Origin of the sequence: Halomonas rhizosphaerae, assembly GCF_030012485.1 — a bacterium.
Taxonomy (GTDB): domain Bacteria; phylum Pseudomonadota; class Gammaproteobacteria; order Pseudomonadales; family Halomonadaceae; genus Halomonas; species Halomonas rhizosphaerae.
In genome coordinates, this window is the sequence record NZ_JASCQQ010000012.1 from 220,401 (window position 1) to 240,955 (window position 20,555).

General features: G+C 69.7%; 20 protein-coding genes. 7 read left to right on the plus strand and 13 right to left on the minus strand.

The window, feature by feature from the left end; genetic code table 11:
* The first annotated feature begins 6 nt into the window (after positions 1-6).
* Positions 7-1,116, plus strand: a complete 1,110-nt coding sequence (gene gcvT / locus QLQ86_RS06695; protein ID WP_282816312.1) for a glycine cleavage system aminomethyltransferase GcvT — start codon at positions 7-9, stop codon at positions 1,114-1,116.
* Positions 1,117-1,220: 104 nt separating this feature from the next.
* Here gcvT and QLQ86_RS06700 read toward each other — a convergent pair whose 3' ends face one another.
* The 6 genes from QLQ86_RS06700 to QLQ86_RS06725 form a co-directional block, all read right to left on the minus strand.
* Positions 1,221-1,850: an alpha-ketoglutarate-dependent dioxygenase AlkB family protein gene (locus tag QLQ86_RS06700; protein ID WP_282816313.1), complete on the minus strand. Its 630-nt coding sequence runs from the start codon at positions 1,848-1,850 to the stop codon at positions 1,221-1,223.
* A gap of 46 nt (positions 1,851-1,896) precedes the next feature.
* A complete protein-coding gene (locus tag QLQ86_RS06705; protein WP_282816314.1) occupies positions 1,897-2,439 on the minus strand; it encodes a phosphatase PAP2 family protein in 543 nt (180 codons plus the stop codon).
* Complete coding sequence (locus tag QLQ86_RS06710) at positions 2,411-3,571, minus strand: glycosyltransferase family 4 protein (protein ID WP_282736017.1); 1,161 nt, start codon at positions 3,569-3,571, stop codon at positions 2,411-2,413. Before QLQ86_RS06710 ends, QLQ86_RS06705 begins: the two co-directional genes overlap by 29 nt.
* A 139-nt stretch (positions 3,572-3,710) precedes the next feature.
* Positions 3,711-4,655: a M23 family metallopeptidase gene (locus QLQ86_RS06715; RefSeq protein ID WP_282736016.1), complete on the minus strand. Its 945-nt coding sequence runs from the start codon at positions 4,653-4,655 to the stop codon at positions 3,711-3,713.
* The gene (locus tag QLQ86_RS06720) at positions 4,601-5,473 is read right to left on the minus strand and encodes an acyltransferase (RefSeq protein WP_282816315.1); all 873 of its coding nucleotides are present in this window, start codon (positions 5,471-5,473) and stop codon (positions 4,601-4,603) included. The genes QLQ86_RS06715 and QLQ86_RS06720 overlap by 55 nt, the downstream gene beginning before the upstream one ends.
* 72 nt (positions 5,474-5,545) lie before the next feature.
* The gene (locus QLQ86_RS06725) at positions 5,546-6,451 is read right to left on the minus strand and encodes a LysR family transcriptional regulator (RefSeq protein ID WP_282736014.1); all 906 of its coding nucleotides are present in this window, start codon (positions 6,449-6,451) and stop codon (positions 5,546-5,548) included.
* Positions 6,452-6,598: 147 nt separating this feature from the next.
* Here QLQ86_RS06725 and QLQ86_RS06730 point away from each other — a divergent pair, with 147 nt between their 5' ends.
* Together QLQ86_RS06730 and QLQ86_RS06735 are read left to right on the plus strand one after the other, a co-directional pair.
* Positions 6,599-7,300, plus strand: coding sequence for a CoA transferase subunit A (locus QLQ86_RS06730; RefSeq protein WP_282736013.1), 702 nt, complete (start codon positions 6,599-6,601; stop codon positions 7,298-7,300).
* Between the two features lie 83 nt (positions 7,301-7,383).
* Entirely contained in the window at positions 7,384-8,046 is a 663-nt protein-coding gene (locus tag QLQ86_RS06735; protein ID WP_282736012.1) for a CoA transferase subunit B, read from the plus strand.
* 182 nt (positions 8,047-8,228) lie between these two features.
* Here QLQ86_RS06735 and QLQ86_RS06740 read toward each other — a convergent pair whose 3' ends face one another.
* The 5 genes from QLQ86_RS06740 to QLQ86_RS06760 all read right to left on the minus strand — a co-directional run bounded on the left by QLQ86_RS06740 (position 8,229) and on the right by QLQ86_RS06760 (position 12,554).
* Positions 8,229-8,996, minus strand: coding sequence for a VOC family protein (locus tag QLQ86_RS06740; RefSeq protein WP_282816316.1), 768 nt, complete (start codon positions 8,994-8,996; stop codon positions 8,229-8,231).
* A 107-nt stretch (positions 8,997-9,103) separates the two neighbouring features.
* A complete protein-coding gene (locus tag QLQ86_RS06745) occupies positions 9,104-10,261 on the minus strand; it encodes an acetate/propionate family kinase (protein ID WP_282816317.1) in 1,158 nt (385 codons plus the stop codon).
* Positions 10,258-11,229: a bifunctional enoyl-CoA hydratase/phosphate acetyltransferase gene (locus QLQ86_RS06750; RefSeq protein WP_282816318.1), complete on the minus strand. Its 972-nt coding sequence runs from the start codon at positions 11,227-11,229 to the stop codon at positions 10,258-10,260. The genes QLQ86_RS06745 and QLQ86_RS06750 overlap by 4 nt, the downstream gene beginning before the upstream one ends.
* A gap of 106 nt (positions 11,230-11,335) precedes the next feature.
* On the minus strand, positions 11,336-11,605 hold the full coding sequence (locus tag QLQ86_RS06755) for a GrxA family glutaredoxin (protein ID WP_282736008.1): 270 nt from the start codon (positions 11,603-11,605) through the stop codon (positions 11,336-11,338).
* Positions 11,606-11,735: 130 nt separating this feature from the next.
* On the minus strand, positions 11,736-12,554 hold the full coding sequence (locus QLQ86_RS06760) for an inositol monophosphatase family protein (RefSeq protein WP_282816319.1): 819 nt from the start codon (positions 12,552-12,554) through the stop codon (positions 11,736-11,738).
* Between the two features lie 124 nt (positions 12,555-12,678).
* Between QLQ86_RS06760 and hybE the strand changes: the two genes are divergently transcribed.
* Together hybE and QLQ86_RS06770 are read left to right on the plus strand one after the other, a co-directional pair.
* The gene (gene hybE / locus QLQ86_RS06765; protein WP_282816320.1) at positions 12,679-13,110 is read left to right on the plus strand and encodes a [NiFe]-hydrogenase assembly chaperone HybE; all 432 of its coding nucleotides are present in this window, start codon (positions 12,679-12,681) and stop codon (positions 13,108-13,110) included.
* Positions 13,111-13,233: 123 nt separating this feature from the next.
* Positions 13,234-14,004, plus strand: coding sequence for a 3-hydroxybutyrate dehydrogenase (locus tag QLQ86_RS06770; protein WP_282816321.1), 771 nt, complete (start codon positions 13,234-13,236; stop codon positions 14,002-14,004).
* A 124-nt stretch (positions 14,005-14,128) separates the two neighbouring features.
* Here QLQ86_RS06770 and QLQ86_RS06775 read toward each other — a convergent pair whose 3' ends face one another.
* Both QLQ86_RS06775 and QLQ86_RS06780 read right to left on the minus strand, forming a co-directional pair.
* Positions 14,129-14,668 carry a response regulator transcription factor gene (locus tag QLQ86_RS06775; protein ID WP_282816322.1) on the minus strand — a complete coding sequence of 180 codons (540 nt, stop codon included), beginning with the start codon at positions 14,666-14,668 and terminating at the stop codon, positions 14,129-14,131.
* Between the two features lie 43 nt (positions 14,669-14,711).
* Positions 14,712-15,983 (minus strand): ATP-binding protein, encoded by a 1,272-nt coding sequence (locus QLQ86_RS06780; protein ID WP_282816323.1) that lies wholly within the window; start codon positions 15,981-15,983, stop codon positions 14,712-14,714.
* Between the two features lie 166 nt (positions 15,984-16,149).
* On the opposite strand from QLQ86_RS06780, the gene QLQ86_RS06785 reads away from it, so the two are divergent.
* Together QLQ86_RS06785 and QLQ86_RS06790 are read left to right on the plus strand one after the other, a co-directional pair.
* Complete coding sequence (locus QLQ86_RS06785; RefSeq protein ID WP_282816324.1) at positions 16,150-17,388, plus strand: efflux RND transporter periplasmic adaptor subunit; 1,239 nt, start codon at positions 16,150-16,152, stop codon at positions 17,386-17,388.
* Entirely contained in the window at positions 17,385-20,534 is a 3,150-nt protein-coding gene (locus tag QLQ86_RS06790; protein ID WP_282816325.1) for an efflux RND transporter permease subunit, read from the plus strand. Before QLQ86_RS06785 ends, QLQ86_RS06790 begins: the two co-directional genes overlap by 4 nt.
* The last annotated feature ends 21 nt before the right edge of the window (positions 20,535-20,555 follow it).

Genomic DNA, 20,555 nt, shown 5'->3' on the forward strand with positions numbered 1-20,555 from the left:
GACGACATGAGTGAACTCAAGCATACCCCCCTGCACGCCCTGCACGTGGAACTGGGGGGCAAGATGGTGCCCTTCGCCGGCTACGACATGCCGGTGCAGTATCCGCTGGGGGTCAAGCGCGAGCATGAGCATACCCGCCGCGCCTGTGGGCTCTTCGATGTCTCCCATATGGGGCAGATCCTGCTGCGGGGCCCGCGGCCGGCCGAGGCGCTGGAGACCCTGGTGCCGGCGGACATCGTCGGGCTGGCCGAGGGCATGCAGCGCTACGCGCTGTTCACCGCCGAGGAGGGCGGCATCCTCGATGACCTGATGGTGGTCAATGGCGGGGATCACCTCTACCTGGTGGTCAACGCCGCCTGCCGGGAACAGGACATCGCCCACCTGCGTCGCGGCCTGCCCGACCACGAGGTCGAGGTGGTCGACCGGGGCCTGCTGGCGCTGCAGGGACCGGCGGCGGCGGAGGTGATGCAGCGCCTGTGCCCCGAGGCCTGCGAGATGGTCTTCATGCAGCATGGCCACTTCACCATCGAGGGCATCGACGTCTGGGTCAGCCGCAGCGGCTACACCGGCGAGGACGGCTTCGAGATGTCGGTGGCCGCCGAGCAGACCGAGGCCCTGGCGCGTCGCCTGCTGGGGGAAGAGGAGGTCGAGGCGATCGGCCTGGGGGCCCGTGACTCGCTGCGCCTCGAGGCGGGCCTGTGCCTCTATGGCCACGATATCGACACCGAGACGACGCCGGTGGAAGCGGGACTGATTTGGGCCATCGGCAAGCCTCGCCGGCGCGGGGGCGAGCGTGCCGGTGGTTTCCCCGGCGCCGACCTGATCCTGCATCAGGTGGCCGAGAAGGACCATCGCCGCAAGCGGGTCGGGCTGCTCGGCGAGGGCCGCGCCCCGGTGCGCGAGGGGGCCGAGCTCTATGATGCCGAGGATAACCGGCTGGGTCACGTGACCTCGGGAGGCTTCGGCCCCAGCGTCGGGCGGCCGGTGGCGATGGGCTACGTGGCCATCGAGGCCAGCGAGGTCGGCACCACGGTGTATGCCGAGGTGCGCGGCAAGCGCCTGCCGATGACGGTGACCAGGATGCCCTTCGTCACGCCCGGCTACCATCGGGGTTGATGCCCGCCTTTTTATACCGTTATCTATCGAGCCTCCCTCAGCGGCCATCCCGATCCGGGGTGGCCGTTCTGCCGTAAGGAGCGTCCATCAAGGACGGCAGGGTGTCAGGCAGGCGACGCCGCCAGGTGAACCCGGCGGAAGGTCAGGCTGATACGCAACCCGGGCAACCGGCGCGGCAGCAGGGCATGCTGCAGCCTCTCCTGCACGCCGGCCCCCATCAGCAGCAGGCTGTCATGGGGCAGCCAGACGTTGAAGGCCGCATGCGAGCGATCCTTCCAGCGGAAGCGCAGCGGCCGTTCGCTGCCCAGGCTCACCGCGGCGATCAGCGGGTCCGGGCCAAGCTCGGGTTCGTCGTCGCTGTGCCAGCCCATGCGCTCCTCGCCGCCGGCATAGCGATTGAGCAGCACGCTGTTGAAGCGGGCCGCGAGGCCGGCATCCGCCAGGCGCCGGATCACGGCCGCACGCAGGGTCGAGACCGCGGGATGCCAGGGCTCGGGCAGGAAGTCCCGGCCCGAATAGCGGTAGCGGGCGTCGAGGTCGCCCATCCAGAGCTGGCGGCGCGGGATCGGATGCTCGCGTCCGTAGAGACGCAGGGTAGGTCGCTGCCACGCCAGCGCCTGGTCGAGCTCGTTCAGCAGCCGGGTTGCGGTCGGCTCGCCGAGCAGGCCGGTGAAGAGGGTCAGGGACGGCGAGTCGAGCAGGGGCTCGCCCGGCAGGGTGGGGGGAGAGGTCATGACGTCAGGATGCCAGCCCGAGCCGCTGGCGGCCAATGGTGTCCTGTCAGCCGGCCAGCTGCAGGCTGGCCAGGGCAAAGCCCAGCCCGAGAAGGGCACCGGCCGCCACATCGCTGATGTAGTGCAGCCCCAGGCCCACCCGCGACACGGCAATCAGCAGGGCGACGGGAACCAGCCCCGGTAGCAGCCAGGGGGCATGGGCGGCGGTCAGGGAGCAGAACAGCACCGCATGCATGGTATGGCCGCTGGGAAAGCTGTAGCGGTCCCTTGCGGGCTCGCTGCAGCGGATGATGCCGCTGAAGGTGATGAAGGGGCGCTCGCGACACAGGCGGGTCTTCAGTAGCCGGTAGATCCCGATGGCCAGCAGGGCCGTCGCGGTGTATTGCACCACCCGCTGACCGCCACCGGCGGGGTGGAGCAGCGGCTGGGCGAGGATCAGTCCGACCCAGAGCGGCCAGTCCCCCAGCCTGCTGGCCAGCCGCAGCAGGGCCAGCCAGGGCGGGTGGACGTTGAACCCAGCCAGGCGCTGGCAGAGCTGCCACTCGATGAGGTCGAGACGTTCAAACACGGCAGGAGGCTGCGGCTTCATCGTGGTGCTCCCGTGGTTGGGCCAGGGTGGCGAGGAAGGTATCGGCAATCGCCGACCAGCGGTACCTCAGGGCGCGCTCCCTGGCGGCGCGACCCAGGCGGGCATAGCGGGCAGGCTGCTGGCAGAGGGTCGCGGCGGCTTCCCGGAAGCCGGCCTCGTCGCCCACCGGCAGGCTGATGCCGGTGAGGTCGTCATCTATCAGCTCGGCGCCGGCGGCATGGCGGAAGGCCACCACGGCCAGGCCGCTGGCCATGGCCTCGAGCACCACATTGCCCCAGGTCTCGGAGATCGAGGGAAAGACGAAGAGGTCGGCACTGGCGTAATGGCGTACCAGGCTTTCCCGGTCGATGAAGCCGGTGAAATGGGCCTGGGGCAGGGCACGCTGCAGCGCGGCGCGCCCCGGGCCGTCGCCGACCACCACCAGGCTGATGTCCGGGCGGGCGGCAAGCATCGCCGTGAAGGTGTCGCGCAGCAGGTCGAGGTTCTTCTCCGCGGCGAGGCGTCCCACGTGCAGCGCCACCGGACGATGGGCATCGCTGCCCCAGGCGGCGCGCAGCACCGTGTCACGATGGGCCGGGGAGAAGCGCTCGCCGTCGATGCCACGGGCCATGACCCGCACGTTGGCAAATCCGCGGCCACCCAGCGCCTCGGCCTGGGCACGGGTCGGCACCAGGGTGGCGGCCGTGCGGTTGTGGAAGTGTCTCAGGCGACGCAGCACCAGCGGCGCCAGCCAGGGCAGCCCGTAGTCGCGGCAGTAGTGGTCGAAGTTGGTGTGCCAGCCGCTGACCACCGGTATGCCCAGCCGCTCGGCAGCGCGCAGGGCCGACCAGCCCAGCGGTCCCTGGGTGGCCAGGTAGACGGCCGTCGGGCGCTGTTGTCGCCACAGGCGCTGGATGGCCGCCGTGGCCGGCAGGCCGATACGCACCTGGCGATAGCCGGGCAGGCCCAGCCCGCGCACCCGGAGCTCCGCCTCCATCCCCTCGGTCCGCGGCGCGGACCCGTTTGCCGGCCGGGGCCGGATCAGCTGAAGGGCCACGCCACGTCGACGCAGTTCCATGCCGAGTTGGCCCAGGGTATGGGCGACGCCGTTGATCTCGGGGGACCAGGTTTCACTGACCAGGCAGATGCGCATGGGGTTCCTCGTGCGGTGGCAGGCCCGGAGGGGGCTGACACCGTCGAGGATGCCGGCTGGCCATGACAGCCGCACGACACGGCGATGAAGGCCGGATGACGGCTGCCCGGCAATTCAACGCAGGGCACCGCCGCCTCCGTCAGCGCAGCACCCGCGCCGGGTCGATGGGCTTGCCGCCATGGCGCATGTCGAAGAGCAGCCGCGGACTGCCATCCTGCTGGCCGACCTCGCACACCGGGGTCCCGCGGGTGACCGCGTCGCCGCTGGCCACCAGCGGCCTCGCGCAGAGGGCATAGACGCTCTGCAGGTTGTCGGCATGGTGGACGATCACCACCTGGCCGAGCTGGCGCATGCTGTCGGCGAACCGTACCTCGCCATCGGCCACGGCACGGGCCCGGCTCCCCCGGCCGGTGGCCAGCAGCATGGGCTGCAAGGTGCCACGCCCATCGGTGCCGAAGGCACGCTCGACCCGGTACTCCTCCAGCGGCCAGGGCCAGCCCCGCGAGGAGGCGGACAGCTTCCCGGGGTCCGGCAGGCGCTTGCTCGGCGGCCGGGCGGCCTGGGGCTTGCCTGATGCCTTGCTGCCGGTGCTTCCCCCTGACGTGTCCGTGGCAGCCGCCTGCCGGCCTCCCAGCGGCACCTGGATCAACTGATCGACCCTCAGGCCGGTGGGTGACAGGCCGGGATTGGCCGCCTGGATCCGGTCGGCGCGGCCGCCGAAGCGCCGCGCGATGGCGCTGTAGGTATCCCCCGGGCGTACCCGGTAGCGATAGGGGCCTCCCGACGGGGCCCGCTCGTCACGTCCGGGGACCAGCAGGCGCTGGCCCACGGCCAGGTGCCGGGCATCGACGCCGGGGTTGAAGCGCTCCAGGCGCACCAGGGGCACCTCGGCGCGACGGGCGATCTCGCCCAGGGTGTCGCCGCGCTGGATGGTGACCCACTCGCCGGCGATCTCCTCGACCGGACGCCCCTCGCCACCGCGCCCGGCGCAGCCGGCCAGCAGCAGCGCCAGGGTGACCAGCAGCAGGGTCAGCGCGATGAGTCGAGACGGTGATCCTTGTCCTGCCACAGGGCGTTGAGCCATGACTGGAAGCGTTCCTTGTAGTCCGTGTCGTCGTGATAGTCGCCCTCGAGCATCCAGGCCGGGACCGCCAGGCGGCGGGCCTCCAGCCGCACTCGTCCCTCGCGGCCGCAGAGGAAGCCCCAGAAGCTCGGGTCGGGATTGTCGTAGTGCAGGGTGACATCCAGGATGCCGCCGAGGCGGTCGCCGAGCAGGCTCACCACCTGGGCGATGCCGCCGGCGCGAGGCCTCAGCAGGTGGCGATAGGGAGCGTCCTGGGCGGCATGCTTGGCAGGGGTAAAACGGGTGCCCTCGACGAAGTTGTAGATGGCGATGGGGCGCTCCCGAGCGTGGCGGCACATGCGCTCGGTGGCCTCGCGGTCGCGGCGCGCCAGCTGCGGGTTGCGCTCGCGCTGTTCGCGGGTCAGGCGGCGCAGCATGGGGAACTCCATGGCCCAGAAGGCCAGGCCGACGATGGGGATCCAGATCAGCTGGCGCTTGACGAAGAAGTGAGGCATGGGAATGCGCCGATGCAGGGCGAAGAACAGCAGGAAGATGTCGGTCCAGCTGCGATGGTTCGAGAGCACCAGCCACCACTGGTCGCGGGACAGTCCCTCGGGCAGCGCCATCTCCAGCCGCGGCCTCAGCCAGCGACGCATCCACCAGAGGTTGCTGCCCACCCAGTTGAGCGCGACCCAGTTGAGGGCCGTCAGCACCCGGCGGCGCAGCCGACGCCCCGGGGTCACCAGCTTGATCAGGGTGAGCAGGATCAGCGGAACCCCCCAGGCGAGGGTAGTGAGAGTCAGCAGCAGGATGCTGACGAACCCCCTGAGGGTCGGCATGCCTGTCTCCTCGGCCGGATTGACGAGCTGCCCATGCTAATGGATCGACCGCGGACTGCCCAGCCGCCGGGGTCAACGTCCCACGGTGAGGCGAGGGGTGCGGATGGTCTCGGCGAGCACCTCCTGCAGCGCCAGGGCGGCCACCGACAGCTCGTGGTTGTTCCAGGTCAGCACGCCGACGTCGCGTTCGATCACCGGATCCTCGAGGGGCACGCAGACGGCGCCGAGCTCCTGCATCTGGGCAATGCACAGCGACGGGACCGCGCTGACCCCCAGGCCGCTGGCGACCATGCGCCCTACGGTGGCCAGCTGGTGGCACTCGAAGGCGGCGGGAAGCGTCACGCCGCGACTCTGTAGCTGCTGTTCCAGCAGCCGGCGCACCATGGAGGGGCGCTGCAGAGCGATGAAGTCGCGGGTCATCAGTGTCGCCCAGCCGAGCCGTGCCCGCTCGGCCAGACGCGAATCGGCCGGCACCACTGCAACGAAGCGGTCGCGAAACAGCGGGGTGAAGGTGAGGCTACCGGTGGCCTCCGGCTCGAACACCAGCCCCAGCTCGACCTGGCGGGCACGCACCATCTCGATCACCTGCTCGTTGATGACGTCATGTACCGTGACGTTGACCCTCGGATGACGCTGGCGGAAGACGCGCAGGGCGGGGGGCAGCAGGTTGCTGGCAAAGGAGGGCATGGTGGCCACCGCCAGGCGGCCGAGCTGCAGGGTGAAGCGCTGGCGCAACAGCTCCTCGGTGTTGTCCCATTCGGCGATCAGCCGCTTGGCCAGGGGCACCAGCGACTCGCCTTCCGGGGTGAGCCGTACGCTGCGAGTACTGCGGATCAGCAGGCGACCGCCCAGACTCTCCTCGAGCCCCTTGATCGCCAGGCTCAGGGCGGGCTGGGAGAGATGAAGGTGCTCGCAGGCCTGGGTGAAGCTCAGGGTCCGGGCCACGGCGAGGAAGGCGCGAAGCTGCTTGACGGTCATGGCATGCTACCAAGGTCAAATTTATGAGCAAAACGGATCAATCGATAAATAAAACAAACTTAACAAATATATTGGCAGCGGCAACACTGGCCTGACATTCTGCCCACTCACTCCACAACTCACTCCACAACAACGCGAGGCGCCACTATGGCCGGATTCGACAAGCGTGTGTATTCCTACGAAGAGGCAATGGACGGCATCGAGAGCGGCATGACCGTGATCGCCGGCGGCTTCGGTCTCTGCGGCATCCCCGAGAACCTGATCGCCGAGATCAAGCGTCGCGGCGTCAAGGACCTGACGGTATGGTCCAACAACTGCGGCGTCGACGGCTTCGGCCTGGGCCTGCTGCTCGAGGACAAGCAGATCAGCCGGATCCATGCCTCCTACGTCGGCGAGAATGCGCTCTTCGAGCAGCAGATGCTCAACGATGAGATCGAGGTGGTCCTCACCCCTCAGGGCACCCTGGCGGAGAAGATGCGTGCCGGCGGCGCCGGCATCCCGGCCTTCTATACCGCCACCGGCTACGGCACGCCGATCGGCGAAGGCAAGGAGGTGCGCGAGTTCAACGGTCGCCACTATATCCTCGAGGAGTCAGTGGTAGGGGATTTCGCCATCGTCAAGGGCTGGAAGGCCGACCGCTACGGCAACGTCGTGTATCGCGACACCGCCCAGAACTTCAATCCGATGGCCGCCACCGCGGGCAAGATCACCGTGGTCGAGGTCGAGGAGATCGTCGAGCCCGGCGAGCTCAAGCCCGACCAGATCCACACCCCGGGTATCTATGTCGACCGCCTGATCCAGGGCAGCTTCGAGAAGCGCATCGAGAAGCGCACCGTCCGCAAGGGTTGAACGCCCTTCGCGTCCGTGACGCCCGGCAACCAACGCCGGCGCTTCCTGCAACCGCTTCTCCAACGAACACAAGAGGCAACAAGATGGCACTGACTCGCGAACAGATGGCAATGCGCGTGGCGCGCGAACTCGAGGATGGCTTCTACGTCAACCTGGGCATCGGCATCCCGACCCTGGTGGCCAACTATATCCCCGACGGTATCGACGTGATGCTGCAGTCCGAGAACGGCCTGCTGGGCATGGGGCGCTATCCCTCCGAGGAGGAGGTCGACCCGGACATGATCAACGCCGGCAAGGAGACGGTCACCGCCCGTCCGGGCGCGGCGATCTTTTCGTCGGCGGAATCCTTCGCCATGATCCGCGGCGGCCATGTGGACCTGACCGTGCTGGGCGCCTTCGAGGTGGACCAGAACGGCAACATCGCTTCCTGGATGATCCCCGGCAAGCTGATCAAGGGCATGGGCGGCGCCATGGACCTGGTGGCCGGCGCCGAGAACATCATCTGCACCATGACCCACGCCTCCAAGCACGGCGAGTCCAAGCTGCTCGAATCCTGCAACCTGCCGCTGACTGGCGCGGGCTGCATCAACCGGGTGCTGACCGACCTCGCCTACCTGGAGATCAAGGACGGTGCCTTCCACCTCAAGGAACGGGCGCCGGGGGTCTCCGTGGAGGAGATCGAGTCGCTGACCGCGGGCAAGCTGGTAGTGCCCGACCACGTCCCGGAGATGACCTTCGAGGAGTGATCTCCCCGTTTTTGGCAAGGCCTGCGGCCCGGACTGGAGTCCGGGCCGCTTTCGTCAGGGACATCGAAAAATGGCTGTCGAAAAACTGACCATTCCGAGCCAGGCCCTCTGGCATCCCGCCCGGGCGGCCTTCCCCGGGGATGATGCACAGCGTTATCCACAGAATCTGTGGATGACCGGGGTCAGGAGAGCTCGCAGCGGGTGTGGTGGGGCAGCAGAAGCTCGGCGGCACGCTCCTGGTTGGCGCTGACCTGCTTCTGGACGAGGGCGAGCCCGCCGAGGCCGACGCGATGCTCGTCGCCCTCGGCGAAGGCCAGTCGCCTCGAGCTGGTGGCATAGAAGCGGTAGTCGAGCAGCGGGGAGACGGGGAAGAGGCCGTGATGGCGGTCGCTGCTGCCGGCGAGGCCCGCCTGGCGCAGCTGGCCGTCGAGTTCGATAATGTCGTGCCCCAGACGTTGGCAGTCGAAGCCGGCGTGATGCATCCGCGGCCCCATCACCGAGAGCCAGCCGGCCAGCGGGTGGGCCATGTGGAGGGCCTGATAGGTGTCCCAGTCGGGCATCGGCCAGGGGCGGCCATGGCAGAGCAGCGCCTGGCTGCGGGCCTCGCGGGAGTCGGCATTGCCGACCAGCTGCTGGAGGCGCTCGCGGGGCTGGCGCGACAGGGTGCCGAGCTGGAGCTCGGCGAGCAGTACCCAGGCGCCGTCATCCGGTGCGGTGAGCAGGGTGGCAAGCAGGCCGCGATCGGCCATGGCGTAGCGCTGATGCGGACGATAGCCGTAGCGCACCAGGGTCGGCAGGAGGGCCTCCATGGCCCAGGGGCCATGGTTCAGCGTCAGGATTGCCAGGTACTCCGCCGGCGCTTCCACGGGCCAGAGCCGTAGTCCGCCCACGTCCGGATGCTGGTGGATATAGTCCAGCCATAGCTGCTGGACGAACTCTTCCCGTTGCATCGTGCCTCGTCCCTCTGTCGTGATGCCCTGTGCGCCTGCACGCCGCCAGTATAGGCAGCGGGTCCGGAGCGGCATTCAACGCGGGGAAGACGTTCGTCGTGACGGGATCACCTCGTATCGAGGCAGGCGAGGGTGCCGCGGGCCATCTCGCCCTCCTCGTCGGTGGGGACCACGGCCACGGCCGGGCCCTTCTTGCCATCGATACGCAGGGCGTGGCGGGCATTGGCCGGCGCGTCGAGGTGGATGCCCAGCCAGCCCAGGGCATTCAGGGTGCGGGCGCGGATCTCGGCGGCGTGCTCGCCGATGCCACCGGTGAAGACCAGCGCATCGAGACCACCGAGCAGTGCCACCGAGGCACCGATTTCCTCCAGCAGCCGATCGACGAATAGCGCCACAGCCTCCTCGGCATGGGGCGAGGGGCTTGCCAGCAGGTCGCGCATGTCGGCGGAGATCCCCGAGACGCCGAGCAGGCCGCTGTCGCGGTAGAGCAGCCGCTCCACCTCGGCGACGCTCATGCCCCGCTGCTGCTGCAGGTAGAGCACCACGCCGGGATCGAGGCGGCCGCAGCGGCTGCCCATCATCATGCCGTCGAGCGCCGTGAAACCCATCGACGTCGCCACGCTGCGGCCGTTCTCCAGTGCGCAGAGGCTGCATCCCTGGCCCAGGTGGGCCACCACCACCCGGCCCCGTGCGGCCGCCTCGCCGACCACGGCCGGCAGCTGGCGGGCCACGTGGGCATAGGAGAGGCCGTGGAAGCCGTAGCGTAGTACCCCCTCGTTGGCGAGATGCCGCGGCAGGGCGAAGAGCTGCCGGACTCGCGGCTGGGTGCGGTGGAAGGCGGTGTCGAAGCAAGCCACCTGGGGCAGGCTCGGATGCCGCGCCATCAGGTCGCGAATTATCGCCAGCGACTGGGGCTGGTGCAGGGGTGCCAGGGGCTCCAGGCTTTCCAGGTAGGCCAGGCGGTCGGCATCCAGGCGTACCGGCTCGGTCAGTCGGGTGCCGCCGTGGACCACCCGGTGGCCGACGCCGGCGAGCCCCTCGAGGTCGAAATGGTTGCCCAGCCAGTCGAGCAGCGCCTCGGCCACGCCGGCGTGGCCGCTGTCCGCCGGGGCGAAGCCGTCGGTATCGAGGTCGCCGCTGACCAGCCGCAGTGCCGGAGCGTCGCCGATGCGCTCCACCTCGCCGCGCAGACGGCAGTCCGCCGCTTCGTAGAGCCCGAACTTGAGGGTCGCCGAGCCGGCATTGAGGACCAGGGCTCGGCTCATGGCCCGGCCCCCTCGGCCTGACGGCGCACCAGCAGCTGGGCCAGGGCGGCGGAGGCCAGTCGCGTGTCCACGTCGTCGGCGCGGCTGGTGAGCATGATCGGCACCTGCGCGCCGACCACCAGCCCCGCGGCCTGGGCGCCGGCCAGATGGATCAGCAGCTTGGCGATCATGTTGGCGGCCTCGAGGTCCGGGGCGATCAGGATGTCGGCCTGGCCGGCCACGGGGGAGTCGAGCCCCTTCTGGCGAGCGGCACTCAGCGAGACGGCATTGTCGATGGCCAGTGGGCCGTCGAGCTCGCCGCCCTCGATCTGGCCGCGTTCGGCCATCTTGCACAGTGCCGCGGCCTCGATGGTGGAGGGCAGGGTGGCGCGCACCGTTTCCACTGCCGAGAGCACGGCCACCCGCGGGCGGTCGATGCCGATGGCCCGCGCCAGGTCGATGGCGTTCTGGATGATGTCGGCCTTGGTGGCCAGGTCCGGCGAGATGTGCAGGGCGGCGTCGGAGATCAGCAGCGGGCGCGGATAGCTGGGGACGTCCAGGGCATAGACATGGCTCATCTGGCGTTCGGTGCGCAACCCCGCCTGCCGAGCGACCGCTGCGCTCATCAGCTCATCGGTATGCAGGGCGCCCTTCATCAGCGCCTCCGCTTCCCCGTCGGCGGCGAGGCGCACGGCCCGTTCTGCCGAGGCATGGCTGTGCGGCGTGTCGATCAGCCTCAGCGCGTCGAGGGTCTCGCCCAGCTCCTCGGCGGTGGCCTCGATGCGCGCCCGAGGACCGACCAGCAGGGGCTCGATCAGCCCCTCGCGCCAGGCGGCCAGGGCACCGGCCAGGGACGGCGTGTCGCAGGGGTGGACCACCGCGGTGCGCAGCGGTGAAAGGTCGCGGGTGGCCTCGATCAGCCGGCGGTGCTGGGCGCCGGTCTGGTGCCAGTGGCGGTCGGGGTCGGGGACGGTGAGGGGGCGGTCCATGGGCGGCTCCGGGCAGGGGGACTGCTCCAAGGGTAGCACCGCGGGAAACGGCGACGCCGCGACCCGGGCGAGTGGCGGCGTCAGAGGTGGCCGAGGGGCTGGCGGCTCAGCCGGAGACGGTCAGTAGGGCCTGGTCACGCACGTAGCGGTCGAACTCGGTGAAGCCGCCGACATGGGTCTGGTCGACGAAGATCTGCGGCACGGTGTGCACCGGCTTGCCGATGGTCTTCTCCATGTCGGCCTTGGTGATGCCCTCGGCATGGATGTCGACATAGCGATGACCCTCGATGGCCCCGGTACTCTCGAGCCGGGCCGCGAGGGCCTTGGCACGGTCGCAGAAGGGGCAGGCGGGGCGACCGAAGATGACGATGAACATGCAGCGACTCCTTGCACGGCAGGGTGCGTGAAGAGGGACGGAAAAAAGTGCCGGCCATTGTGACCGAGCAGACGAGATTTCGCCAATAGTCGCCCCCTTGTGGGGTGATGGCGCGCCGCTATCGCGGCGTTCAGCGCTCGACCTCCCCGGTATCGGCCCGGCGCAGCAGGTCGCCGAGTGGGGCATGGAGATCCGGGCTGGTCACCAGCAAGTTCTCCCCGTAGAGGTCCTCGGGAATCCCGGCCGGGCCGGGATAGAGGTGTCCGGTGCGGGCGCCCGCCTCCCGGGCGATCAGCCAGCCGGCGGCGCAATCCCAGGGGGAGACGCTCTCGTAGTAGGCATCCAGTCGGCCGCAGGCCACGTCGCACAGATCCAGGGCCGCCGAGCCGTTGCGGCGCACGTCCTGGCAGTGAGATAGCACGGCGGTGAGGCGACGCATCAGTGGCGGCCGGCTGTCGCGGCGGTAGGGGAAGCCGGTGCCCACCAGGGCGTGGGCCATCTCGCTGGTGCGACTGGCGTGGATCGCCTCGCCGTTGCACCAGGCCCCCTGGCCGTCGAGCGCGGTGAAGGTCTCGCCGAGGAAGGGGGCATGCACCACGCCCAGGCGGGTGCGGCCCCCGCTGGCCCAGCCGATGGACACCGCCACATGGCGCAGCCCATGGGCGAAGTTGACCGTGCCATCGATGGGGTCCACCACCCATAGCGCCCGGGGGCTGGCCAGTACCTCGCGATCCGGGGCCAGTTCCTCGCTGAGGCGCGCCTCCCCGGCGAAGTGCTGCTCGAGGCGCTCGCCGATGCGCGTATCCACCTCGACATCGGTATCGGTGACCAGCTCGTGGCCATGCTTGTAGCGATGGCCGAAGACCTGGCGTTCACGGGCCTCGACGATCATCCGGCCGGCCTCGTGGGCGATGTCGACGGCGATCTCCAGTCGCTGGGCGGGGGTCATGGTGGTTCCTCGGCAGGGGAAGGGCCTGTCATGCTAGCAGCTCGCTACGCCCCTGCCGAATGCCTGGTGCGAAGGCCAGAGAGCGGCGGCTATACTGGCGCCCCCCGCCGCCCTGGAGGACACCATGCAGGCACTGACTGTCGACCAGTATGCCCGGCTTCGCCAGCTGGCCGAGGCCTGGAGCCGCCACCACCTGAAGGCCGCCAAGCGCGATCCCCGCTTCAACCCGCGGCTGGGCGTGGATGCCCTCTGCTTCCAGCCCCATTCGCTTAAGGATGGCCGCAGCGGGCTGCTCGGTGCCCTGGTCACGCCCGTTTCGCTGTCGCTGGCCCTGGTCCTCGACGAACCGGCCGCCCCGCCGAAGACGGAGCACCTGGTGCTGGCCCTTCCCTCCGGGCGCTACCCCTTCGTGCTCGAATCCCTGGGCGAAGCGGACTGGTGGTGGCGCTGCAAGCTGCTCGAGGACCTCTCCGACGTCGGCTCCCTGCAGGAGGGCAGTCGTCTCGCCCAGCAGCTGATGGAGCGGGTCATGACCCCGGCCGCGCCGAACCCGTGAGCGGATGACGCGCTGCGCCATCCGCCTTATGCTGGTGGCGGAGTTCGACAATGCCACCCGGTCCCGAGAGAGGGGCCTGCCCGGCGCCATCCCGGCCCGGATGACTGGACAGAGGAGTCATGCATGACCGCCAACGCTTCCATCCCCCGCGTCGCCCTGGTCACCGGCACCAGCAGCGGCATCGGCGAGGCCGTGGTTCGTCATTTCTGCGAGCAGGGCCATCAGGTGCTGGCCGTGGACTTCAACCCGGCCGGCAAGGAGGTTGCCGAACAGGCGGGCGCCGCCTTCTTCCAGGCCGACCTCACCGACGGCGAGGCCTGCAAGGCGGCGGTGGCCGAGGCGGTCAAGCGCTTCGGACGTGTCGACATCCTGGTCAACAATGCCGGCATCCAGCACGTCTCGCCCATCGAGGAATTCCCGGAGGACAAGTGGCGCCAGATCATCGACCTGATGCTCACCGCGCCCTTCCTGCTCACCCAGGCCGCCTGGCCCTCCATGCGCGAGAACGGCTGGGGCCGCATCGTCAACATCGCCTCGGTCCATGCCCAGGTGGCCTCGCCGGGCAAGTCGGCCTACATCAGCGCCAAGCACGGCATGATCGGCCTGACCAAGACGGCGGCGCTGGAGGGCGGCAGCCAGGGCATCACCGCCAATGCCATCTGCCCCGCCTACGTCAAGACGCCGCTGGTCGATAACCAGATCGCCGACCAGGCGAGGATGCACGGCATGGAGGAGCAGGAGGTGATCGAGAAGATCATGCTCAAGAACGCGGCCGTGAAGCGCCTCATCGAGCCCGCCGAGGTGGCCGAGCTGGTCGGCTACCTGGCCTCCAACCTCGCCGGTGCCGTCACCGGGGCCAGCTGGAACATCGACCTGGGCTGGACGGCCCAATAAGCGCCTTAGGCCAGGTACAAGTGGCAAGGAGAAAGTGACAAGGAACCCCCCTTGGGTTGCCTATAGCTAATTGGCAACGTCCTTGCTCCTTGCTCCTTGCTCCTTGCTCCTTGCTCCTTGCTTTTCATCTCCTCACCGGCCGCTTCTGCAGCTTGCGCTGCAGGGTGCGGCGGTGCATCCCCAGGGCGCGGGCGGTGGCGGAGATGTTGCCGTCGTGCTCCTGCAGCACCTTCTGTATGTGCTCCCAGGTGATGCGGTTGATCGACGGCGGATTGTCGGCCACCTCGGTCTCCGGGTCGCCCTCCGCCCGGGACAGGGCCAGCAGCACCTCGTCGGCATCCGCCGGCTTGCAGAGGTAGTTCACCGCGCCCAGCTTGATCGCCTCCACCGCGGTGGCGATGCTCGAGTAGCCGGTCAGCACCACCACCCGGCAGTCCGGCACGATCTCCAGCAGTTCCGGCAGCAGCTTCAGTCCCGACTCGTGTTCCAGCTTGAGGTCCAGGGTGGCCAGCTGGGGCTGGTGGCGGCGCGCCAGGGAGAGGGCCTGGGCGGCGTCATGGGCCACCAGGACCTCGAAGCCCCGGCGGCTCAGGGCGCGGTCGAGCACGTGGCAGAACATCTCGTCGTCATCGATGATCAGCAGGCGTTCGGCGGTCTCTTGCATGTTGTCCTCGCAGGGGGTCACGGGGTCCGGCAACCATCGGGTGTCAGGCTTCGGGCTGGCTGCGCGGCAGGGTCACCTCGGTCAGGGTGCCGCCCTCCGGGTGATTGTACAGGCTCACGCCGCCCCCGAAGCGGTTGATGGTGGCGTGGGTCAGGAAGAGGCCGATCCCCAGCCCCCTGCTCTTGGTGGAGACGAAGGTCTCGCCCAGCTGGTCGGCGATCGACATCGCCACGCCGGGACCGTGGTCGCGGATGTCGATGATCACCTCGTCGGTGTTCCAGTCGAGCCGGATGGTGACGTCGTCCGGGTTGGCGTCGGCGGCGTTGTTGAGCAGGTTGGTCAGCGCCTGGTCGAGGGTGGCATCCACCGCCAGCCAGGGATGGCCGCGCCGCTCGGCGACCTCCAGGTGGTGGCTGACATCGGGGCGCAGCACCAGCCAGCGCTGGACCACCCCGGCCAGCCAGACCTGGGCGTCGTGGATCTCGGGTTCGGCCATGCGTCGGCGGTCGGCACTCTCCACCAGGTGACGCAGCCGCGACTTGCAGGTATCGACCTGCTGGCGCAGCAGCTCGATGTCCCGGATCAGGGCCGGGTGGTCCCTGGCGTCCTCGCGCATCTCGCTGAGCAGCACCGCCATGGTGGAGAGCGGCGTGCCCAGTTCGTGGGCGGTACCCGCTGCCTGGGTGGCCACGGCCAGCACCTGCTCGTTGCGCAGGGCGGCCTCGCGGGTGCGCGAGAGCGCCTGGTCGCGACTACGCAGGGCGCGGGCCATCTTGTAGATGAAGAAGGTGACGAGTCCTGCCGAGAGCCCGAAGTTGAGCCACATGCCCAGCACGTGAAGGCTGAGGGTCGCCCCGCCGTGGCCTTGGGCGAATTGCGGTACCGGCTGATAGGCCACCATCAGGAAGCTGTAGGCGGCCATGGAGGCGGCGGCGATCACCCAGGCATGCCGCCAGGGGAGGGTCGCCGCGGCGATGGTGACCGGCACCAGGTAGTAGTTGATGAAGGGGTTGTGGGAGCCGCCGGTAAAGTAGAACAGCAGCGTGAGGCCCGTCACGTCGATCAGCAGGTGGACCAGGTACTCGCCGTGGGTCACCGCCCGCGGGCGGCCCATGCGCCACCAGGTGGCGATGTTGATCGCCCCCATGGCGACGATCACCGCGATCACAGCAGGCACCTCCAGCGAGAAGCCCAGCACCTCGATGCCGATGATGATCGCGGCCAGGAAGCCGGTCCAGGTGATGCCGCGCACGATGGTCAGCCGCACCAGGTTGCGGTTGGGTGTGGAGAGCGGCAGGGGCAGGGCGGCTGGCATGGCGACTCCATGAGGTGCGTTGGCCCGATGATACCCGATCCGGGCGACGCCGTGCCCGGGCGTGCCCCCTGAGGCACAGTGTCGCCCGTCGGCCTCGGGCGCCGACAATCGCCTGTCGATGGCGGTATATTGGGGCCTGTTGATATGACCGGTGGACCCCTGCCCGATGCTCAGACGCCTGCTTCCCCTGCTGATCCTGGCCCTCGGTGTGGCGGCCTTCCTGTGGCTGCGGGCCACCCGCCCGGAGAGCGCCAGCGTCACTCCGGAGGAGCGCAGCTGGCGGGTCGAGACCCTGGTGGCCGCGCCCGGCCGCCATGCGCCGGCCCTGCCGCTCTATGGCGAGGTGACGGCCCCCGAGATGCTCACCGTCACCGCGCCGCTGGCCGGGCGGATCGCCGAGCGACCGGTTCGCGAGGGTCAGCGGGTCGCCCGTGGTGAGCTGCTGGTCGCCCTGGACGAGGCCGACGTGCGCCCCCCGCTGGTGCAGGCCGAGGCCGAGGTGGCCGATCGCCGGGCCCAGCTTTCGAGCGAGCGGGTGCGCCATGACAGCGACCTCGCGACCCTGGAGCGCGAGCGAGAGCTGCTCGACACCGCCCGTCGCCAGCTGGAGCGCACTCGCTCCCTGGTGGGGCGCAACCTCGCCTCGCAGTCCGACCTGGATGCGGCCCGCAACGAGCTGGCCCGGGCCCGGGTGACGGTGGCGGCCCGAGAGCGCGCCATCGCCGAGCACCCCGCCCGCCTCGAGGGCCTGGAGGCCGGCCTGGCGCGCGCCTCGGCCGCCCTGGCCGCGGCACGCCGCGATGCCGAGCGCAGCCGCGTCGAGGCGCCCTTCGACGGCATCGTCACGCGCATCCGGGTGGCCCCGGGCGACCAGGTGGCCGCCCGCGGCGAGCTGCTCAGCGTCTACCCCGAGGAGGGGCTGGAGCTGCGGGCGCGCATCCCGCGGCGCCACCAGGCCGAGCTGCTTCACGCCCTGGACGAGGGCCTGCGGCTCGAGGCCACCGGCGAGGGCGGTGCCCGCTTCGCGCTGGTCGGGCTGGCCGGGGAGAGCGACCCCGCGGGCACCGAGGCGATCTTCCGCCTCGCGGCTGGCGGGGCAGGGTTGCGTCCCGGCAGCCTGCTGGCCGTGTCGCTGGCGAGGCCCGCGGTGCCCGACAGCCTGCCCGTCCCCGACAGCGCCCTGTATGGCAACGATGCCCTCTACCTGATGGACGACGAGGGCCGGATGCGGCGCCTGGCGGTGACCCGTCACGGTGAGGTGGTCCGCGACGACGGTGAGCGCTGGGCGCTGGTCAGCGGCGACTCGCTCGGCGAGGGCGACCGGGTGATCACCACCCACCTGCCCAATGCCATCCAGGGCCTGCGGGTCGAGACCGCTGACGCCGGCGACGAGGGCCGGCCATGAGCCGACGGCGCGGGCTGATCGGCTTCTTCGTCCACCACCGGGTCGCCGCCAACCTGGTCATGCTGGTGATGCTGCTCGGCGGGGTGCTGGGCCTGTCACGCATGAACATCCAGTTCTTCCCCTCCTTCGCCCTGGATGTGGTCAGCGTGCGCACGGTATGGAGCGGCGCCTCGGCGGAAGACATCGAGCAGGGCATCACCGTGCCCCTCGAGCAGCGCCTGCGCAGCATCGACGGCCTCTCGCGGATGACCTCCACCTCGGCCCAGGGGGTTTCCAGCATCACCCTGGAGTTCACGGAGGGCAGCGACCCGATCCTGGCCCTGGATGACGTCCGTCAGCAGGTCGACGAGTTCACCAACCTGCCGGCCGACGCCGAGGAGCCGCGGGTCGCCCGGGCCGCCCGCTACGAGCCGGTGGCCCGACTGCTGGTGCATGGCGAGGTGAGCCACGAGGAGCTGCGTCACCTGGCCAATCGCTACGAGGACCAGCTATTGCAGCGGGGCATCGATCGGGTGGAGATCAGCGGCCTGCCCGAGCAGCAGATCAGCATCGAGGTGCCCGCGGAGCGGCTCCAGGGGCTGCAGCTGAGTCTCGCGGAAATAGCCGAGCGGGTCGAGGGCATGTCCCGGGACCTGCCGGCCGGACTGCTCGGCCAGCAGGACAGCACACGCGAGCTGCGTGCCGTTGAGCAGCGTCGAGACGAGCGTGCCTTCGCCGACCTGCCGGTGCTCAGCGGCGAGCGGGTGCAGCTGAGGCTGGGCGACATCGCCACCATTCGCCAGGAGTCCCGCGAGCAGCAGGTGACCCTGAGCCGTGGTGGCCATCCGGCGGTGGAACTGATGCTGCAGCGAAGCGAAGACGGCAATTCCCTGGCCGCCGCCGACGTGCTGGCGAACTGGCTGGCGGAGACCCGTCCCCAGCTGCCGCCCACCGTGGCGCTCGAAGTCCACGACGAGACCTGGCAGCTGATCGCCGACCGTATCGGGTTGCTGATCAGCAACGGTCTCGGTGGCCTGGTGCTGGTCCTGCTGTTGCTCTACTTCTTCCTGCCCGCCCGGGTAGCCCTGTGGGTGGCCATCGGCATCCCCACGGCCTTCATGGCGGCCATGGCAGTGTTCTGGGGGATCGGCGGGTCGATCAACATGATGTCGCTGTTCGCGTTGATCATGGCCCTGGGGGTGATCGTCGATGACGCCATCGTGGTGGGCGAGGACGCCGACGCCCACTTCCGCATGGGCGAGCCTGCCCGTCACGCCTCCGAGGGGGCGGCCAGGCGCATGTTCTGGCCGGTGCTGGCCTCGTCGCTGACCACGGTGGCCGCCTTCATGCCGCTGCTGCTGGTGGGTGGCGTGATCGGTAACATCCTCGGCGACATCCCGGTGATCATGATCTGCGTGCTGATCGCCTCGCTGCTGGAGTGCTTCGTGGTGCTGCCGGCCCACCTGCGCAACGCCTTCGTGCCGGGCCAGACGCGTCGGCGCCACCCGCTGTCGCGGCCTCGGGAGCGCTTCGAGGCGGCCTTCGACCGCTTCCGCGAGGGACCCTTTCGGCGCTTCTCGGCGCTGACCCTGCGCCACCGCGGCGCCACCCTGGCCTCGGCCGCGGCGGTGGTGCTCTTCACCCTGGGCCTGCTGGCCGGCGGGCGTCTGGAGTTCAACTTCTTTCCCACGCCCGAGCCCAACGTGCTCTATGCCAATGCCAGCTTCGTGGCGGGGACCGACAGCGAGCGCGTCGATGAGCTGCTGGCCCGCATGCAGGCGGCGCTGGAGGAGACCGAGCAGGCCCTGGGGGGCAACCTGGTCCAGCACGCCGTGACCCGCCACGGAGCGACGCTCGCCAGCGGCATGCAGGCGCGCAGCGGCGACAACGTAGGCTCGATGATGGTGGAGCTGACCCCCTCGGACGACCGCGAGGTGCGCAATGCCGAGTTCATCCGCGCCTGGCGCTCGCGCCTCGCCGATCCGGCGGGGCTGGAGAACCTGACCATCAACGAGCGCGCCGCGGGCCCGCCGGGCAAGGACGTCAACATCCGTCTGACCGGCGAGGAGGCCGGTGCCCTCAAGGCCGCCGCCGAGTCGCTCTCCCGTTCGCTGCGCGAGCTGCCCGGCGTGCTCGATACCGAGGACGACATGCCCTGGGGGCGTGAGCAGCTGATCTACCGGGTCAACGCCCAGGGCGAGGCCCTGGGGCTGACCACCGCCGATCTCGGCCGGCAGCTCAGGGATGCCTTCGATGGCCGGCTGGTGCAGATCTACCAGGACGGCGCCGACGAGATCGAGGTGCGGGTGCTGCTGCCCCGGGCGCAGCGCGAGCGGCTCTCGACCCTGTCGCGTCTCGCCGTGCGCGTCCCCGACGGACGCTTCGTGCCGCTGGATCAGGTCATGGCCCTGGACCATCGCCAGGGCTTCGAGGCACTGCGCCATGCCGATGGCCGCCTGGCGGTGGAGGTTACCGCCGAGCTCGACACCGAGACGACCTCCGCCGAGCGCGTGCTCGATGCGGTCTCCGCCGAGGTGCTGCCGAGTCTTGCCAGCACGCACCGCCTGCGCTACAGCTTCGAGGGGCGCGCCGCCGACCAGCGCGAGACCTTCGCCGACATGCGCACCGGGCTGATGATTGGCCTGGGGCTGATGTACGTGGTGCTGGCCTGGGTCTTCGCCTCCTGGAGCCTGCCGCTGATCGTCATGACGATCATCCCGCTGGCGCTGGTCGGCGCCCTGCTGGGGCACTGGGTGCTGGGCCTCAACCTGACCATGCTCTCGCTGTTCGGGCTCTTCGGCCTCTCGGGCATCGTGGTCAACAACGCCATCATCCTGGTGGCCTTCTACCGCCACCAGCGTCACCAGGGGCTGGCCATCGAGGCGGCGCTCAACGAGGCGGTGGTGCAGCGCGTGCGCGCCGTGCTGCTCACCTCGCTGACCACCATCGGCGGGCTCACGCCGCTGCTCTTCGAGACCTCGCTGCAGGCGCAGTTCCTGATCCCCATGGCGGTCTCCATCGCCTTCGGCCTGGCCTTCTCGACCCTGCTGGTGCTGGCCGTGATCCCGGTGCTGCTCAGCTACCTGGAGCGACTGCGAGTGCGCCTGGGGCGTACCGGACAGGAACACCTGCCGTCCGGCGCCGCTCGGACTAGACTCCCGGAGTAGGGCTCGATGCGTTCTCCCGGA

Excerpts from the sequence above, each read along its gene's own strand:
- gcvT (WP_282816312.1), top strand. The coding sequence starts at position 7 with ATGAGTGAACTCAAGCATACCCCCCTGCACGCCCTGCACGTGGAACTG.
- QLQ86_RS06700 (WP_282816313.1), bottom strand. The coding sequence starts at position 1,850 with ATGACCTCTCCCCCCACCCTGCCGGGCGAGCCCCTGCTCGACTCGCCG.
- QLQ86_RS06705 (WP_282816314.1), bottom strand. The coding sequence starts at position 2,439 with ATGAAGCCGCAGCCTCCTGCCGTGTTTGAACGTCTCGACCTCATCGAG.
- QLQ86_RS06710 (WP_282736017.1), bottom strand. The coding sequence starts at position 3,571 with ATGCGCATCTGCCTGGTCAGTGAAACCTGGTCCCCCGAGATCAACGGC.
- QLQ86_RS06715 (WP_282736016.1), bottom strand. The coding sequence starts at position 4,655 with ATGGCTCAACGCCCTGTGGCAGGACAAGGATCACCGTCTCGACTCATC.
- QLQ86_RS06720 (WP_282816315.1), bottom strand. The coding sequence starts at position 5,473 with ATGCCGACCCTCAGGGGGTTCGTCAGCATCCTGCTGCTGACTCTCACT.
- QLQ86_RS06725 (WP_282736014.1), bottom strand. The coding sequence starts at position 6,451 with ATGACCGTCAAGCAGCTTCGCGCCTTCCTCGCCGTGGCCCGGACCCTG.
- QLQ86_RS06730 (WP_282736013.1), top strand. The coding sequence starts at position 6,599 with ATGGCCGGATTCGACAAGCGTGTGTATTCCTACGAAGAGGCAATGGAC.
- QLQ86_RS06735 (WP_282736012.1), top strand. The coding sequence starts at position 7,384 with ATGGCACTGACTCGCGAACAGATGGCAATGCGCGTGGCGCGCGAACTC.
- QLQ86_RS06740 (WP_282816316.1), bottom strand. The coding sequence starts at position 8,996 with ATGCAACGGGAAGAGTTCGTCCAGCAGCTATGGCTGGACTATATCCAC.
- QLQ86_RS06745 (WP_282816317.1), bottom strand. The coding sequence starts at position 10,261 with ATGAGCCGAGCCCTGGTCCTCAATGCCGGCTCGGCGACCCTCAAGTTC.
- QLQ86_RS06750 (WP_282816318.1), bottom strand. The coding sequence starts at position 11,229 with ATGGACCGCCCCCTCACCGTCCCCGACCCCGACCGCCACTGGCACCAG.
- QLQ86_RS06755 (WP_282736008.1), bottom strand. The coding sequence starts at position 11,605 with ATGTTCATCGTCATCTTCGGTCGCCCCGCCTGCCCCTTCTGCGACCGT.
- QLQ86_RS06760 (WP_282816319.1), bottom strand. The coding sequence starts at position 12,554 with ATGACCCCCGCCCAGCGACTGGAGATCGCCGTCGACATCGCCCACGAG.
- hybE (WP_282816320.1), top strand. The coding sequence starts at position 12,679 with ATGCAGGCACTGACTGTCGACCAGTATGCCCGGCTTCGCCAGCTGGCC.
- QLQ86_RS06770 (WP_282816321.1), top strand. The coding sequence starts at position 13,234 with ATGACCGCCAACGCTTCCATCCCCCGCGTCGCCCTGGTCACCGGCACC.
- QLQ86_RS06775 (WP_282816322.1), bottom strand. The coding sequence starts at position 14,668 with ATGCAAGAGACCGCCGAACGCCTGCTGATCATCGATGACGACGAGATG.
- QLQ86_RS06780 (WP_282816323.1), bottom strand. The coding sequence starts at position 15,983 with ATGCCAGCCGCCCTGCCCCTGCCGCTCTCCACACCCAACCGCAACCTG.
- QLQ86_RS06785 (WP_282816324.1), top strand. The coding sequence starts at position 16,150 with ATGCTCAGACGCCTGCTTCCCCTGCTGATCCTGGCCCTCGGTGTGGCG.
- QLQ86_RS06790 (WP_282816325.1), top strand. The coding sequence starts at position 17,385 with ATGAGCCGACGGCGCGGGCTGATCGGCTTCTTCGTCCACCACCGGGTC.